The 15356-nt window shown below is 69.0% G+C and carries 15 protein-coding genes and 1 tRNA gene; 2 read left to right on the forward strand and 14 right to left on the reverse strand.

Annotated features, from left to right (window positions below; genetic code table 11):
- Window positions 1–2: 2 nt before the first annotated feature.
- From OZN99_RS04315 to OZN99_RS04380, 14 genes are all read right to left on the reverse strand, one after another.
- Window positions 3–1514 carry an NADH-quinone oxidoreductase subunit M gene (locus OZN99_RS04315; RefSeq protein ID WP_270933945.1) on the reverse strand — a complete coding sequence of 504 codons (1512 nt, stop codon included), beginning with the start codon at window positions 1512–1514 and terminating at the stop codon, window positions 3–5.
- Window positions 1511–3427: an NADH-quinone oxidoreductase subunit L gene (gene nuoL, locus OZN99_RS04320; RefSeq protein WP_270933946.1), complete on the reverse strand. Its 1917-nt coding sequence runs from the start codon at window positions 3425–3427 to the stop codon at window positions 1511–1513. Before nuoL ends, OZN99_RS04315 begins: the two co-directional genes overlap by 4 nt.
- A gap of 4 nt (window positions 3428–3431) precedes the next feature.
- Window positions 3432–3743, reverse strand: coding sequence for an NADH-quinone oxidoreductase subunit NuoK (gene nuoK, locus OZN99_RS04325; RefSeq protein WP_270933947.1), 312 nt, complete (start codon window positions 3741–3743; stop codon window positions 3432–3434).
- Window positions 3743–4432 (reverse strand): NADH-quinone oxidoreductase subunit J, encoded by a 690-nt coding sequence (locus OZN99_RS04330; RefSeq protein ID WP_270933948.1) that lies wholly within the window; start codon window positions 4430–4432, stop codon window positions 3743–3745. Before OZN99_RS04330 ends, nuoK begins: the two co-directional genes overlap by 1 nt.
- A complete protein-coding gene (gene nuoI / locus OZN99_RS04335) occupies window positions 4429–4920 on the reverse strand; it encodes an NADH-quinone oxidoreductase subunit NuoI (protein WP_270933949.1) in 492 nt (163 codons plus the stop codon). Before nuoI ends, OZN99_RS04330 begins: the two co-directional genes overlap by 4 nt.
- An 11-nt stretch (window positions 4921–4931) precedes the next feature.
- Window positions 4932–5942, reverse strand: a complete 1011-nt coding sequence (nuoH, locus tag OZN99_RS04340) for an NADH-quinone oxidoreductase subunit NuoH (protein ID WP_270933950.1) — start codon at window positions 5940–5942, stop codon at window positions 4932–4934.
- Between the two features lie 7 nt (window positions 5943–5949).
- Window positions 5950–8007 carry an NADH-quinone oxidoreductase subunit NuoG gene (nuoG, locus tag OZN99_RS04345; RefSeq protein ID WP_270933951.1) on the reverse strand — a complete coding sequence of 686 codons (2058 nt, stop codon included), beginning with the start codon at window positions 8005–8007 and terminating at the stop codon, window positions 5950–5952.
- Window positions 8008–8013: 6 nt separating this feature from the next.
- Window positions 8014–9318, reverse strand: a complete 1305-nt coding sequence (nuoF, locus tag OZN99_RS04350; RefSeq protein ID WP_270933952.1) for an NADH-quinone oxidoreductase subunit NuoF — start codon at window positions 9316–9318, stop codon at window positions 8014–8016.
- Between the two features lie 7 nt (window positions 9319–9325).
- Window positions 9326–9958, reverse strand: a complete 633-nt coding sequence (locus OZN99_RS04355) for a complex I 24 kDa subunit family protein (protein ID WP_270933953.1) — start codon at window positions 9956–9958, stop codon at window positions 9326–9328.
- Window positions 9955–11235 (reverse strand): NADH-quinone oxidoreductase subunit D, encoded by a 1281-nt coding sequence (locus OZN99_RS04360; protein ID WP_270933954.1) that lies wholly within the window; start codon window positions 11233–11235, stop codon window positions 9955–9957. Before OZN99_RS04360 ends, OZN99_RS04355 begins: the two co-directional genes overlap by 4 nt.
- Window positions 11232–11867, reverse strand: coding sequence for an NADH-quinone oxidoreductase subunit C (locus OZN99_RS04365; protein WP_270933959.1), 636 nt, complete (start codon window positions 11865–11867; stop codon window positions 11232–11234). The genes OZN99_RS04360 and OZN99_RS04365 overlap by 4 nt, the downstream gene beginning before the upstream one ends.
- 4 nt (window positions 11868–11871) lie before the next feature.
- Window positions 11872–12444: a NuoB/complex I 20 kDa subunit family protein gene (locus tag OZN99_RS04370; RefSeq protein WP_270933955.1), complete on the reverse strand. Its 573-nt coding sequence runs from the start codon at window positions 12442–12444 to the stop codon at window positions 11872–11874.
- A 64-nt stretch (window positions 12445–12508) separates the two neighbouring features.
- Window positions 12509–12877, reverse strand: a complete 369-nt coding sequence (locus tag OZN99_RS04375) for an NADH-quinone oxidoreductase subunit A (protein ID WP_270933956.1) — start codon at window positions 12875–12877, stop codon at window positions 12509–12511.
- Between the two features lie 259 nt (window positions 12878–13136).
- Window positions 13137–13213, reverse strand: a tRNA-Asp gene (locus OZN99_RS04380).
- Window positions 13214–13339: 126 nt separating this feature from the next.
- Between OZN99_RS04380 and OZN99_RS04385 the strand changes: the two genes are divergently transcribed.
- Both OZN99_RS04385 and OZN99_RS04390 read left to right on the forward strand, forming a co-directional pair.
- A complete protein-coding gene (locus tag OZN99_RS04385) occupies window positions 13340–13810 on the forward strand; it encodes a hypothetical protein (RefSeq protein WP_270933957.1) in 471 nt (156 codons plus the stop codon).
- A gap of 29 nt (window positions 13811–13839) precedes the next feature.
- Window positions 13840–15356 (forward strand): ATP-binding protein (locus OZN99_RS04390; RefSeq protein WP_270933958.1); only part of this gene is annotated, 1517 nt, incomplete at its 3' end.

Here is a 15356-nt window from a genome sequence, read left to right on the forward strand (position 1 = left end):
CCTTACATCCCCGCCAGGCGCGCGGCGCCGAGCGCGGCCTCGTGCCGCGCCACCAGGTTCGCCACGCTGGCCTCGAAGAAGTTCAGGAAGGAGGACGGATAGACCCCCATCCACAGCGTCAGCAGGATCAGCGGCGCGAAGACCGCGTATTCGCGGGGGCTGAGATCCAGCAGCGTGCGCAGGTCGCCGCGCGTGACCTTCCCGAAGATCACACGACGGTAGAGGTAGAGCATGTAGCAGGCGCCCAGGATCATGCCCGTCGCCGCGCCGAGCGCCACCCAGGGGTTCACCTTGAAGGCGCCGACGATCACCAGCAGCTCGCCCGGGAAGCCCGCCGTGCCCGGCAGCGCGACGGAGGCCATGGTGAAGAGCATGAAGATCAGCGCATAAGCCGGCATGATCTTCGCAACCCCGCCATAGCGCGCGATGTCGCGGCTGTGGACGCGGTCGTAGAGCACGCCGACGCAGAGGAACAGCGCGCCGGAGACGACGCCGTGGCTCAGCATGGTGAACAGCGCGCCGGAGATGCCCTGCTGCGTGAAGGTGAAGATGCCGAGCGTCACGATGCCCATATGCGCGACGGAGGAGTAGGCGATCAGCTTCTTCATGTCCTCCTGCGCCAGGGCGACGAGGGAGGTGTAGACGATGGCCACGACCGAGAGGCTGAAGATCAGCGGCGCGAATTCCGCGCTCGCCTGCGGCAGCATCGGGAGCGAGAAGCGCAGGAAGCCGTAGGCGCCCATCTTCAGCAGCACGCCCGCCAGGATGACGGAGCCGGCGGTCGGCGCCTCCACATGCGCGTCCGGCAGCCAGGTGTGCACCGGCCACATCGGCACCTTCACCGCGAAGGAGACCAGGAAGGCCAGGAACAGCCAGAACTGCATGCCACGCGGGAAGTCGGTTCCCATCAGCGTCGGGATGTCAGTGGTGCCGGCGTGGTACCACATCGCCAGCAGCGCCAGCAGCATGAGAAGGCTGCCCGCCAGCGTGTAGAGGAAGAACTTGAAGGCGGCATAGACCCGCCGCGCACCGCCCCACACGCCGATGATCAGGAACATCGGGATCAGCACGGCTTCGAAGAAGATGTAGAAGACCACGAAGTCCAGCGCGCAGAACATGCCGACCATCATGCTTTCCAGCACGAGGAAGGCGACCATGTATTCGCGCACCCGCGTCTGCACGCTCTCCCATGACGCCAGGATGCAGAGCGGCGTCAGCAGTGTGGACAGCAGCACGAACAGCACGGAGATGCCGTCCACGCCCATGTGGTAGGCCACGCGGTACTCGGGCAGCCATTCCGCGCGCTCGACGAACTGGAACTCCGCCGTGCCGAAGTCGAAGCGGGCCCAGAGGATCAGCGAGAGCGCCAGCGTGATCAGGCTGGTCCACAGCGCGGTCCAGCGCGCGTTGCGCGCCACGACCGCATCCTCGCCGCGCACCATCAGGATGATGAAGGCGCCCGCCAGCGGCAGGAAAGTGATGAGCGAGAGGATCGGGAAGCCGGCGGCGTTCATCGGGCCACACCGTAGAGCAGGAGGGAGAGGAACAGCACGAGGCCGATGATCATCGCGAAGGCATAGTTGGCGACGCGCCCGGTCTGGATGCGCACCGCGCCGCGCGCCGCCTGCACCGCCAGGTCCGCCGCGCCGTTCGGCACGCCGTCGATCAGCCGCGCATCGCCCGTCTTCCAGAAGGCGCGCGCCAGGTACAGCGCGGGCCGGACGAAGATCGCGTCGTAGAGCTCGTCGAAATACCACTTGTTCAGCAGGAAGCGGTAAACTCCGGCGAACCGCGCGGCGAGCTGCCCCGGGATGCCGGGGGCGAACATGTAGAGCGCATAGGCCAGCGCGATGCCCGCGACGCCCGCGACCGTGGGCGCCAGCGGCACCCAGGCCGGCACATGGTGCGCATGCTCCAGCACGTGGTTGTGCGCCGCGTTGTGGATCGAGCCGTCCCAGAAGGTCGCCTGGAACTCGCCGACGAAGAGCGGGTAGAACAGGAAGCCCGTCACCACCGCGCCGACCGCGAGCACCAGCAGCGGCACCAGCATCACCAGCGGGCTTTCGTGCACATGCTCCATCGTGTGGTGGTCGGCGCGCGGCGCGCCGTGGAAGGTCAGGATCAGCAGCCGCCAGGAGTAGAAGGCGGTCAGGAAGGCCGCGAGCAGGCCCATCAAGAAGGCGTAGCTGCCTGGCCCGCTATGCGCGGCATAGGCCACTTCCAGCACCATGTCCTTCGAGTAGTAGCCGGCGAAGAGCGGAATGCCCGCCAACGCCAGACTGCCGATCCACATCACCGCGTAGGTCACCGGGATCTTCTTCCAGATCCCGCCCATCTTCCGGATGTCCTGCTCGTCCGACATCGCGTGGATCACGCTGCCGGCGCCGAGGAACAGCAGCGCCTTGAAGAAGGCGTGGGTGAAGAGGTGGAAGATCGCCGCCTGGTACACCCCGACGCCCGCCGCGAAGAACATGTAGCCGAGCTGCGAGCAGGTGGAGTAGGCGATGATCCGCTTGATGTCGTTCTGCACGCAGCCGATCGTCGCCGCGAAGATCGCGGTGGAGGCGCCGACGATCGTCACGATGGCCAGCGCGGTCGGCGCGTATTCCATCACCGGCGACATGCGTGCCATCAGGAATACGCCCGCCGTCACCATCGTCGCCGCATGGATCAGCGCGGAGACCGGCGTCGGACCTTCCATCGCGTCCGGCAGCCAGGTGTGCAGGCCGAGCTGCGCCGACTTGCCGCAGGCGCCCAGGAACAGCAGCACGCCGATCACTTCCAGCGCCGGCATCCCGAGGAAGCGCACCTGCTGCGCCACCGCGACGCTGCTGAAGATCGCGTCGAACTCCACCGACTGGAAGGTCCAGAAGGTCAGCGCCAGGCCCAGCATGAAGAACAGGTCGCCGACCCGGTTGACGATGAAGGCCTTCATCGCCGCGGCGTTCGCGCTCTCCTTCTCGTACCAGTAGCCGATCAGCAGGTAACTCGCGAGGCCGACCCCCTCCCAGCCGAAGAACAGCTGCACCAGGTTGTCCGCCGTCACCAGCATCAGCATCATGAAGGTGAACAGGCTGAGGTAGGCGAAGAAGCGCGGGATCGTCGCGTCGTGCGACATGTAGCCCACGGAGTACAGGTGGATCAGCGTGGAGATGAAGGTGACCATCGCCACCATCACCACGCTCAGCGTGTCGTAGCGCAGCGCCCACTCCACCTCGAAGCCGCCGACGTCGATGAAGGTGACGATCGGCACCACGCCGTCGGCGCCGTGCAGCGCGACCTGGATGAAGGCGCCGATGCCGCAGGCCGCGGCCAGCGCCATGCAGGCCACGGTGACCCACTGCGAGGCCTTGTCGCCCAGCCATCGGCCCAGGAACCCTGCCAGGCAGGCGCCCAGCAGCGGGAAGAAGACGGCGCCGACGTACATCAGCCTAGCCCTTCAGGGTCGAGACGTCCTCGACCTCGATCGTGCCGCGGTTGCGGAAGTAGATGACGACGATGGCGAGCCCGATCGCCGCCTCGGCGGCAGCGACGGTCAGGATCAGCATCGCGAAGACCTGGCCCGTCAGGTCGCCGAGCGTGGCCGAGAAGGCCACCAGGTTGAGGCTGACCGAGAGCAGGATCAGCTCCACCGACATCAGGATGACGATGACGTTCTTCCGGTTGAGGAAGATGCCCAGCACGCCGAGCGTGAACAGGATGGCACTGACCGTGAGGTAGTGCGCAAGGCCGACCGCCAGCATCAGTGGTGTCCCCCCCCGTGGCCGGCGTGTTCGACCTGCTTCGGCTTCGCCTCGGGCGGCGGCTCCACCGGCGGGCGCTCGATGCCGATCTGTCCGAGGCCGGCGCCCAGCGGCGGCTGGCGCAGGTTGACGCTGCCGGCGCGCGCGATCTGGCGCGCCACGTCCTGCCGCTTGCTGGTCGGCTTGCCGCGCAGCGTCAGCACGATGGCGCCGATCATCGCGACCAGCAGGATCAGCCCCGCCAGCTGGAACAGGAAGACATGGTCCGTGTAGAGGATGCGCCCCAGCGCGCGGGTGTTGTCCACGCCCTCCGGCGTCGGATTCAGGCGCAGCCCCGCGGCGTCGGTGGCGAAGGTCCAGGTGCCGAACACCAGCACCAGTTCCAGGAACAGGATGGCGCCGACGACGCCGCCGATCGGCGCGTAGCGCTGGAACCCCTCGCGCAGCTTCGCGAAGTCCACGTCCAGCATCATCACGACGAACAGGAACAGCACCGCGACGGCGCCGACATAGACGATGACCAGGATCATCGCCAGGAACTCCGCTCCGGCGATCAGGAACAGCGCGGCCGCGTTGAAGAAGGCGAGGATCAGGAACAGCACGCTGTGCACGGGGTTGCGGCTGGTGACCACCATCACGGCGCTGGCGACCAGCACCGCGGCGAAGAGGTAGAAGGCTGCGACGGTCATCGGTAGGGCGCGTCCAGCTCGAGCCGCTTGGCCAGCACCGCTTCCCAGCGGTCGCCGTTATCCAGCAGGCGCTCCTTGTTGTAGATCAGCTCCTCGCGCGTCTCGGTCGCGAACTCCAGGTTCGGCCCCTCGACGATCGCGTCCACCGGGCAGGCTTCCTCGCACATGCCGCAGTAGATGCACTTCGTCATGTCGATGTCGTAGCGCGTGGTCCGGCGGCTGCCGTCCTCGCGCGGCTCGGCCTCGATGGTGATGGCCAGCGCCGGGCAGATCGCCTCGCACAGCTTGCAGGCGATGCAGCGCTCCTCCCCGTTCGGATAGCGCCGCAGCGCGTGCTCGCCCTTGAAGCGGGGGGACAGCGGCGCCTTCTCGTACGGGTAGCGCAGCGTGGCCTTCGGCTTGAAGAAGTAGCGCAGCGTCAGCGCCATGCCGGAGACAAGCTCCGCCAGCAGGAAGCTGCGCGCGACGCGATCGAGGGTGATGGCCATGGTCCTCTCCCTCAGGCCGGCAGCCAGCCGAACAGCTTCAGCGCCGCGGCGGTGATCACCAGCCAGGCCAGGCTGAACGGCAGGAACACCTTCCAGCCGAGCCGCATGAGCTGGTCGTAGCGGTAGCGCGGGAAGGTCGCGCGCACCCAGATGAAGACGAACAGGCAGAAGCAGATCTTGAACACGAACCACATCGGCCCGGGGATCCAGTTCAGCGGCGCGACGTCCAGCGGCGGATACCACCCGCCCAGGAACAGGATGGTGATCAGCGCGCTCATCAGGATCATGTTCGCGTATTCGCCGAGGAAGAACAGCGCGAAGGACATGCTGCTGTATTCGACGAAGAAGCCCGCCACCAGCTCGCTCTCGCCTTCCGGCAGGTCGAAGGGCGCGCGGTTCGTCTCCGCCAGCGCGCTGATGAACATGATGACGAACATCGGGAACAGCGGGATGATGAACCACATGTCGGCCTGCGCGCGGACGATGTCGGTCAGGTTCAGCGATCCCACGCACATCAGCACGGTGACGATCACGAAGCCCATGCTGACCTCGTAGCTCACCATCTGCGCGGCGGAGCGGAGCGCGCCGAGGAAGGCGTATTTCGAGTTGCTGGCCCAGCCCGCGATGATGATGCCGTAGACGCCGAGCGAGCTGATCGCGAACAGGTAGAGGATGCCGACATTGATGTCGGCGATCGCCCAGCCGTCGTTCACGGGAATGACGGCCCAGGCCAGCATCGCCAGCATGAAGGTGATCATCGGCGCCAGGATGAACAGCACGCGGCTGGCCCCGGCGGGGATGATCGTCTCCTTCATCAGCATCTTCAGCGCGTCGGCGAAGGGCTGCAGCAGGCCGAAGGGCCCGACCACGTTCGGCCCGCGGCGCAGCTGCATCGCCGCCAGCACCTTGCGTTCCGCCCAGGTCAGGTAGGCGACCATGATCAGCAGCGGCACCAGCAGCGCCATCGCCTGCGCGACGGTCAGCGCCAGGATCCCGACCGGGGTGGCGAGGAAGCCTTCCATCGTCAGCTCACTCCGCCGCCTGCAGACGCGGCTGTTCGCCGTAGGTGCGCGCGCATTCCGCCATCACCTCCGACGCGCGCGCGATCGCATCGGCGAGGTGGTATTGCGTGATGGCCGGCAGGAAGGCGGCGTCCGACATCGCCGTCGGATCGCCAGCGGGACCAGCCGGATCCGTGCAGCCGCGCCGCGCGAAGGGCTGCGCCAGCGCCGGCGCGGCCTCCGCCATCCGCGCGCGCAGCTGCGCCAGGTCATCGAAGGGCAGGCGCAGGCCCAGCCCCTCGCTGAGCGCGCGCATGATCCGCCAATCCTCCCGCGCCTCGCCCGGCGCGTGCACCGCAAGCCAGGCGCGCTGCGCGCGGCCCTCGGTGTTGACGTAGGTCGCGTCCTTCTCGGTATAGGCCGCGCCGGGCAGGATCACGTCGGCCCGCGCCGCTGCGCGGTCGCCGTGATGGCCCTGGTAGATCACGAAGGTGGAGGCCGGGATCAGCGCCGGGTCGAAGCCGTCCGCGCCCAGCAGCCACAGCGTATCCACGCCGCCGTCCAGCATCTGGCCCAGCGTCTTGCCGCCCTTGCCCGGCAGGAAGCCGAGCTCCAGCGCGCCGACCTGGCCGCCGAACAGGTGCAGCAGGTTGAAGCCGTGCCAGTCCGGGCGCAGCGCATTCGCGCTGCGCGCAAGCTCCCAGGCGGCCGCCAGCACATGCAGCCCGTCCGGCCGCGCCAGCGCGCCGCGCCCCACGATCACCATCGGGTTCTTCGCCGCGCGGAAGGTCTCGGCGAAGGGATGCGAGCCGTCCAGCAGCGCACGGATGGCCGCCGGCCCCTCGCCCAGGTGCTGGTGCGGATAGGTCAGGTCCACACCGGCCGGCCCGATCCGCCCGATCGGGAACCTGCCGAGAACCCAGCGCTTGCGGATGCGCGCATTGATCACCGGCGCTTCCCTGCGTGGATCGCTGCCGATGATCAGCAGCGCATCCGCCTGGTCGATGCCGGCGATGGTCGTGTTGAACAGGAAGAAGTCGCGCCGCGTCGCGTCGACCGCCGCGCCGTCCTGGCGGCAGTCCAGGTTGGCGCTGCCCAGCGCGCCCATCAGCGCCTTCAGCGCGAAGACCGCCTCGGCATCCACCAGGTCGCCGGCGACGGCGCCGATGCGGTCCGGCGCCGTGGCCTTCAGCTTCGCCGCAACGGCGCGGAACGCCTCCGCCCAGCTTGCCGGCTTCAGCGTGCCGTCCACGCGCAGCCAGGGCCGGTCGAGCCGCTTGCGCTTCAGCCCGTCGAAGGAGAAGCGGCCGCGGTCGGCCATCCACTCCTCGTTCACGTCGTCGTTGATGCGCGGCAGGATGCGCAGCACCTCCGGCCCGCGATTGTCCACGCGGATGTTGGTGCCGGTCGCGTCCTGCACGTCGATGCTGTCGGTCTTGCGCAGTTCCCAGGGACGGGAGACGAAGGCGTAGGGGCGGCTGGTCAGCGCGCCGACCGGGCAGATGTCGATCAGGTTGCCGCTGAGCTCCGTCGTCAGCGCCTTCTCGACATAGGTGCCGATCTCCATCGCCTCGCCGCGGCCCGTCGCGCCCAGCTCCGGCACGCCCGCCACCTCGGAGGCGAAGCGGACGCAGCGCGTGCACTGGATGCAGCGCGTCATGATCGTCTTGATCAGCGGGCCGACATACTTGTCCTTCACCGCGCGCTTCGGCTCGCGGTAGCGGGAATGGTCCATGCCGTAGCCGACCGCCTGGTCCTGCAGGTCGCACTCGCCGCCCTGGTCGCAGATCGGGCAGTCCAGCGGATGGTTGATCAGCAGGAATTCCATCACCCCGCGGCGCGCGTTGCGCACCATCGGGCTGTCGGTCTTCACCACCATGCCGTCCGCGACCGGATAGGCGCAGGAGGCGACGGGCTTCGGCGCCTTCTCCACCTCCACCAGGCACATGCGGCAGTTGCCCGCGACGGACAGCCGTTCATGGTAGCAGAAGCGCGGGATCTCCTTGCCTGCGGCCTCGCAGGCCTGCAGCACCGTGGCCCCGTTCGGGACCTCCACCTCGATGCCGTCGACGATGACCTTCGCCATGGCGCGCTACTCCGCCGCCATGGGAAGGGGCTTCGCATGCCGCCGCTTGTACTCGGCGATGCGCTCCTCCATCACAGGACGGTAGTGCCGGATCAGCCCCTGCACCGGCCACACGCCGCCATCGGCCAGGGCGCAGATCGTGTGCCCCTCGATGCGGCGGGTGACTTCCTCCAGCAGGTCGATCTCCTCGATCTCCGCGCGGCCTTCCACCATGCGCTCCATCATGCGGCTGACCCAGCCCATGCCCTCGCGGCAGGGCGTGCACTGGCCGCAGCTCTCGTGCTTGTAGAACTTCGACAGCCGCGCGATGGCGCGGACGATGTCGGTGGACTTGTCCATCACGATCACGCCCGCGGTGCCCAGGCCCGACTTGTGCTCGCGCAGCGCGTCGAAATCCATCAGCACGTCGTCGCAGATGTGCTTCGGCAGCAGCGGCGTGGAACTGCCGCCCGGGATCACGCAGAGCAGGTTGTCCCACCCACCGCGCACCCCGCCGGCATGGCGCTCGATGAGCTCCCGCATCGGGATGCTCATCTCCTCCTCCACGTTGCAGGGCTTGTTCACGTGGCCCTGGATGCAGAAGATCTTGGTGCCGGAGTTCTTCGGCCGCCCGAAGCCCGCGAACCACGCCGCGCCGCGCCGCAGGATGGTCGGCACGACGGCCACCGTCTCCACGTTGTTCACCGTGGTCGGCGCGCCATACAGCCCGACGGCGGCAGGGAATGGCGGCTTCAGCCGCGGCATGCCCTTCTTGCCCTCGAGCGATTCGATCAGCGCCGTCTCCTCGCCGCAGATGTAGGCGCCGGCGCCGCGGTGGACGTAGAGGTCGAAGTCCCAGCCGCTACCGCAGGCGTTCTTGCCCAGAAGGCCGGCGTCATAGGCCTCCTGGATGGCGGCCTCCAGCACGACGCTCTCGTTGTAGTACTCGCCGCGGATGTAGATGTAGCCGGCATGCGCGCCCATGGCGAAGCCGGCGATCAGGCAGCCCTCGATCAGCGTGTGCGGATCGTGGCGGATGATGTCGCGGTCCTTGCAGGTGCCGGGCTCGGATTCGTCGGCGTTCACCACCAGGTAGTGCGGCCGCTCGCTCGCCTGCTTCGGCATGAAGGACCACTTCATGCCGGTCGGGAATCCCGCGCCGCCACGGCCGCGCAGGCCGGACTGCTTCACCTCCTCGATGATCCAGTCGCGCCCCTTCTCCAGGATGGCCTTGGTGCCGTCCCAGTTGCCGCGCTTCTGCGCGGCGGGCAGGCGCCAGTCCTGCACGCCGTAGAGATTGGTGAAGATCCGGTCCTTGTCGGAAAGCGCCATCGCGCGATCACTCCCCCGGAACGTCGATGAGGGTGAGAGGACCACCCTCCGGCGCGCTGGTCTGGCGCCCGATGGTGGACCCCGGCTTCGGTCGCTCGCCGCGCTTCAGCGACTCGATCAGCGCGACGGTGCGGTCGTAGTCCAGGTCCTCGTAGTAGTCGTCATCCACCTGCAGCACCGGCGCGTTCACGCAGGCGCCCAGGCACTCCACCTCTGTCAGGGTGAACAGCCCGTCGGCGCTGGTGTCTCCGTAGCCCTTCAGATGGCCCGCATCCTGGCAGGCGCGCAGCACGTCGTCCGATCCGCGCAGCATGCAGGGCGTCGTGCCGCAGACCTGCAGGTGGAAGCGGCCGATCGGGCGTGTGTTGAACATGAAATAGAAGGTCGCGACCTCGTACACGCGGATCGGCGGCATGCCGAGTCGCGCGCCGATGGCGTCCATCGCCACGCGCGGCACCCAGGCGCTGCCGGTCTGCCGGCCCATCTGCTTCTGCGCGACATAGAGCAGCGGGATCACCGCGCTCGCCTGCTTCCCGGCCGGGTAGCGCGCGATGATGCGCGCGATCTGCGCCTCGCTCTCCGCATCGAAGGCGAAGTGAGTCGGTTCCGCGTGGTCGCCCTGGGCCCCTGGCGCGCTCACCGGTCGATCTCCCCGAACACGATGTCGAGGCTGCCGATGATGGCGACGGCATCCGCCAGCATGTGCCCCTTGGAGAGCACCTCCATCGCCTGGAGATGCGCGTAGCCCGGCGCGCGGATCTTCACGCGGTAGGGGCGGTTGGTGCCGTCGGCCACCATGTAGACGCCAAACTCACCCTTCGGCGCCTCGGTCACGGTGTAGGTCGCGCCGGCCGGCACGTGGTAGCCCTCGGTGTAGAGCTTGAAGTGGTGGATCAGGCTCTCCATCGAGCGCTTCATCTCGCCGCGCGGCGGCGGGACGATCTTGTTGTCGCGGACCTTGATCGGGCCCGGCTTCATCTGCGCCAGGCACTGCTCGATGATGCGCAGCGACTGCCGCATCTCCTGCATCCGCACGAGGTAGCGGTCGTAGCAATCCCCATGCACGCCGACCGGCACGTCGAACTCGACGCGGTCGTACATGTCGTAGGGCTGCGACTTGCGCAGGTCCCAGGCGCAGCCGGAGGCGCGCAGGCACGGCCCGCTGAAGCCCCAGGCCATCGCCTGCTCCGCGCTCATCACGCCGATGTCCACGGTGCGCTGCTTGAAGATGCGGTTCTCGCTCAGCAGCCCTTCCAGGTCGTCGATGAACTTCGGGAACTGCCGGCACCAGGCGGCGATGCGGTCCTCCAGCCCCGCCGGCAGGTCGCGGCTGACGCCGCCGGCGCGGAAGTAGTTCACGTGGTAGTGGCTGCCGCCGACCTGCTCGTAGAACTCCAGCAGCGTCTCCCGCTGCTCGAAGCCCCAGAGCGAGGGCGTGATGGCGCCGACATCCAGCGCATAGGTCGTGATGTTCAGCAGGTGGTTCGCGATGCGCGTGATCTCGGCGAACATCGTGCGGATCCAGCGCGCGCGCTCCGGCACCTCGGCCTCGATGCCGAGCAGCCGCTCCGTCGCCAGGACGAAGCTGTGCTCCATGCACATGGGCGAGACGTAGTCCAGACGGTCCATGTAGGGCATCGCCTGGAGATACGTCTTGTACTCCATCAGCTTCTCGGTGCCGCGGTGCAGCAGGCCGATATGCGGATCGGCGCGTTCCACCACCTCGCCCTTCATCTCGAGGATGAGGCGCAGCACGCCATGCGCGGCGGGGTGCTGCGGGCCGAAGTTGATGGTGTGCGAATCGACCTCGATCGTGCGCCGCGGCTCGCTGTCGCCGGCCGCGGAGGCGAAGGCGGCCGGATCCGCGGACGCCGCGAGCGTCCCCGCCTCATAGGCCGTGGAAGAACTGCCGCTCATCGGGACGGCCCCTCGATCTGGCCGCGCTCGGCGCGGGTCAGGTGGACCTTCTCGTCGCCGGGCAGCGTCGTCATCGCCTCCCACGGCGAGAGGAAGTCGAAGTTGCGGAAGTCCTGCGTCAGCGCGACGGGCTCGTAGACCACCTGCTTGCGCGTCTCGTCGTAGCGGACCTCGACATGACCGGTCAGCGGGAAGTCCTTGCGCAGCGGGTGGCCCTCGAAGCCGTAATCGGTCAGCAGGCGCCGCAGGTCGGACTGGCCGTCGAAGACGATGCCGTACATGTCCCAGGCCTCGCGCTCGAACCAGGTCGCGCTGGGCCAGATGCCGGACACGCTCGGCACCGGCGTCCGATCGTCCGTCGTGACGACGACGCGGATGCGCCGGTTATGCGTCAGGCTGAGCAGGTTGTAGACCACGTCGAAGCGCTCCGCGCGCTCCGGCCAGTCCACACCGCAGAGATCCATCAGCTGCTCGAAGGCCAGGCGAGGGTCGTCGCGCAGCAGCGTCATCACCGGCAGCAGGCCCTGGCGCGTGACGCGCAGGACCAGCTCGGCCCCGCGCTCCACGAAGGCTTCCTCCACCGCGGGGCCCGCGGCGGTCGCGATGGCGGCGCCGAGATCGGCGAGGGGCATCTGCTCAGCCACGGAGGATCGTCCCCGTCCGGCGGATCTTCTTCTGCAGCTGCAGGATCCCGTAGACCAGCGCCTCCGCCGTGGGCGGGCAGCCCGGCACGTAGATGTCCACCGGCACGATCCGGTCGCAGCCGCGCACCACGCTGTAGCTGTAGTGGTAGTAGCCCCCGCCGTTCGCGCAGGACCCCATGCTGATGACCCAGCGCGGCTCGCTCATCTGGTCGTAGACCTTGCGCAGCGCGGGGGCCATCTTGTTGGTCAGCGTGCCGGCCACGATCATCACGTCCGATTGGCGCGGCGAGCCGCGCGGAATGATTCCGAAGCGGTCGAGGTCGTAGCGCGCCATGTAGGCGTGGATCATCGGCACCGCGCAGCAGGCCAGGCCGAAGGTCATCGGCCAGAGGCTGCCGGTGCGGGCCCAGTTCACCACCTTGTCCAGGTTGGCGACGACGAAGCCCTTCTCCTCCATTTCGCCGGTGATGCCCTTGATCACCGCGTCCTGCGCCGGCCCGGGGGGCAGCGCCTCCCGGTTCCAGGCGAGTGCGCCCTCGGGCGCCGTCGTCGTGTTGCCGCTCATCGGGATCTCCCAGCGCCCGCCGCGCCGCGTGTTCGGGAAGCGCGCACCAACTGCCCTTGGGGCGTCATTCCCAGTCCAGCGCGCCCTTCCGCCACTCGTAGACGAAGCCGACGGTCAGCACGCCGAGGAAGGCCATCATCGACATGAAGCCGAACCACCCGATCTCGCCGAGGGTGATGGCCCAGGGGAACAGGAAGGCGACTTCCAGGTCGAAGATGATGAAGAGGATGGCCACCAGGTAGAAGCGCACGTCGAAGCGCCGCCTGGTGTCGTCGAAGGGCTCGAAGCCGCATTCATAGGCCGAGAGCTTCTCGGGGTTCGGCTTCTGCCGCGCCGCCAGCATGGCGCCGCCCACCATCGCGCTGGCGATGGCGGCTGCGATCCCCAGGAAGACGAGGATCGGAAAATACTCTGCCAGCAGCGGCTGGGTCATGTGCCTGCTCTTTGCCTTGCCAAACCCCACCCGGGATCTTGCGTCCCGCGGTCGTGCCACGCTGCGCCAAAGGGGAGCATCCCGCGTCCTGTTCCGCAGGGCTCCGACCCATGCCGCACCGCAGCGCGGCGGACATTAGCCGCGCCCCGCGCGCTCCGCCATAGGGCCAGGAGTTCATGAAACCATGGAAAGGACATGCGGGCGCAGCCCCGGAACATCCAGGGCACGCACGCGTATCAATGCTGGGAAGGCTGCCGCGTGGCGCGAGTGACGGGGCTCGAACCCGCGACCTCCGGCGTGACAGGCCGGCGCTCTAACCGACTGAGCTACACCCGCATACGCGACAGGCGGCGGGGAATACGGGGGGCGCCGGATGGTGTCAAGCATGCCGGATCTCGCGGCTTGCAGGCCCGCCGCACCGCGCTTTAGGCTTGCCGGCGCAGCTCCAACGGGCAGACAGGAATGGACCCGGCCACCGCCTCCATCGTCTCCGTGCTGGCTGCCGGCGCCGCCGCGATCGGCAAGGGCATTGCCGGCGAGGCCGCAAAGGACGCTTACAAGTCGCTCAAGTCCTGGCTGGTTGGCCGGCGCGAGGACACCGGCGCCGCCATCGCCCTGCTGGAGCGCGACCCGGCCTCCGGCGCGAAGCAGGCCGTGCTTGCCGAGGAGGTCGCGCCGCTCGCCGCGGAGGCCGAGCTGCGCCGCCTGGTCGCCGCGCTCAGCGCGGCCATCGCCGGCCAGGCGGAGAAGCAGGACGAGGTCGCCGCCCTGATCGACCTCGGCAGCCTGCGTGCCGCCGGCAATTTCGAGCTCACCGACAGCCAGGCGCTCGGCGCCGTCCTGCGTGTGCGCGGCGACGCAACCTTCGAGAAGGACGTGAAGCTCTCCGGCTTGTCCAACCGCCCCGAGCGCGGCGCAAAAAAAAACGACTGAGCCCTCGCGCGGCGCCGGCCGCGCCGCTGGTGCGGTTCGAGGGCAGGGTCGCCGCGCGCGACATCTTCATCGGCCTCGACGCCACGCCAACCGACTTCACCACCGCAGCGGGCGAGCTCGTCGCCGCCTATCGCGGCACCGCGGCGGACCCCGCGCCCTTCGGCGGCCGCGACGCGGAGCTGACCCAACTAACGCGCTGGCTGTCCGATCCCGCCGCGCCCGGCAACTTCCTGATCACCGCGCCGGCCGGGCGCGGCAAGACCTCGCTGGTGGTGCGCTGGCTCGATTCGCTTGGCGCCAGGGGGCGCGTCGCCTTCCTCCCGATCAGCATCCGCTACGGCACCAGCCGTTCCACGGTCTTCCACCGCGCGCTCGCCACGCGCCTCGCGACGCTGCTCGGCGAGGCGCTGCCGGCCGACACCGCGATCGGCTACGAGGACCGCATCCGCGACTACCTCGCCCGCTTCGACGACCCGGCTGATCCCTGCCTGCTGGTGATCGACGGCCTGGACGAGGCCACCGGCCGCGCGATCGACGGCGGGATCCTGCGGCGCCGCCCGCCCCCCGGCCTGCGCGTGCTGGTCACCGCGCGGCAGCTCGCCGGCGACCGCGGCTCCGCCGAATGGCTGCGCCGGCTCGGCTGGACCGGCGCGGCCGCGACGATCGAGCTCGACAAGCTCGACCGCGCCGGAATCGCGGCCGCGCTGCGTGGCGTCGATGCGGGGCTCGCGTCGCTGGCCGAGGATCCGGCGGTGATCGCCGAGCTCGACCGCCTGACGGAGAAGGGCGACCCGCTACTGGTCGGCCTGTATGCCGGCGACCTTGCCAGGTCCGGCCGCCTGCCCGCGGGCTTCGGCGCGCATGACCTCGCCCGCCGACGGCCGGGGCTGGCGAACTACTTCACCGACTGGATCGAGCACCAGAAGATCGCCTGGCGGGAGGCCGGGCGGGAGGTGGACCAGGACTGGCTGAACATCGTGCTCGCCGTGCTCGGCTGCGCCCTGGCGCCGATGCAGCTGGCCGAGATCGGCCGCGTCGCGGCGCTGGTCAGCGGCCAGGACCGCATCGTCACGCTCGACACGCTGGACCCGATCCGCCGCTTCGTCGCCGGCGCCGCCGAGACCGGCGGCTTCGTCCTGTCGCATCCGCGCTTCGCCCTGCACATCCAGGAGGACCATTTCCGCGGCTCCGACCTGATCCCGCGCGTGCGCGCGGGCTTCCTGGCCTGGGGTGAGGGCGTCGTCGCCGCGCTGAACCGCGGCGAGCTGCCGCCCGGCCAGGTGCCGCGCTACCTGCTGGCGAGCTATCTCGGCCACCTGGACGAGGTCAGCCCGCCGCCGCTCGACCACTACCGCGCGCTGGTCGAGGATGGCTGGCGCCGCGCCTGGGAGGCGGCGGAGGCCGGCGCCGGCACGGCCGCGCCGGGTGCCACGGAGACCGCGCGGAGCGACTTCGCCGAGCAGGTGCAGGCCTGCTGGAGGCGGCTGCTGGAGGCCGCCGAGGCCGATCAGGCGGCGCTCCGCCGCCCGCGCACCGGCCTGGGCGG

The sequence above is a fragment of the Falsiroseomonas oryzae genome (assembly GCF_027856955.1).
GTDB lineage: Bacteria > Pseudomonadota > Alphaproteobacteria > Acetobacterales > Acetobacteraceae > Falsiroseomonas > Falsiroseomonas oryzae.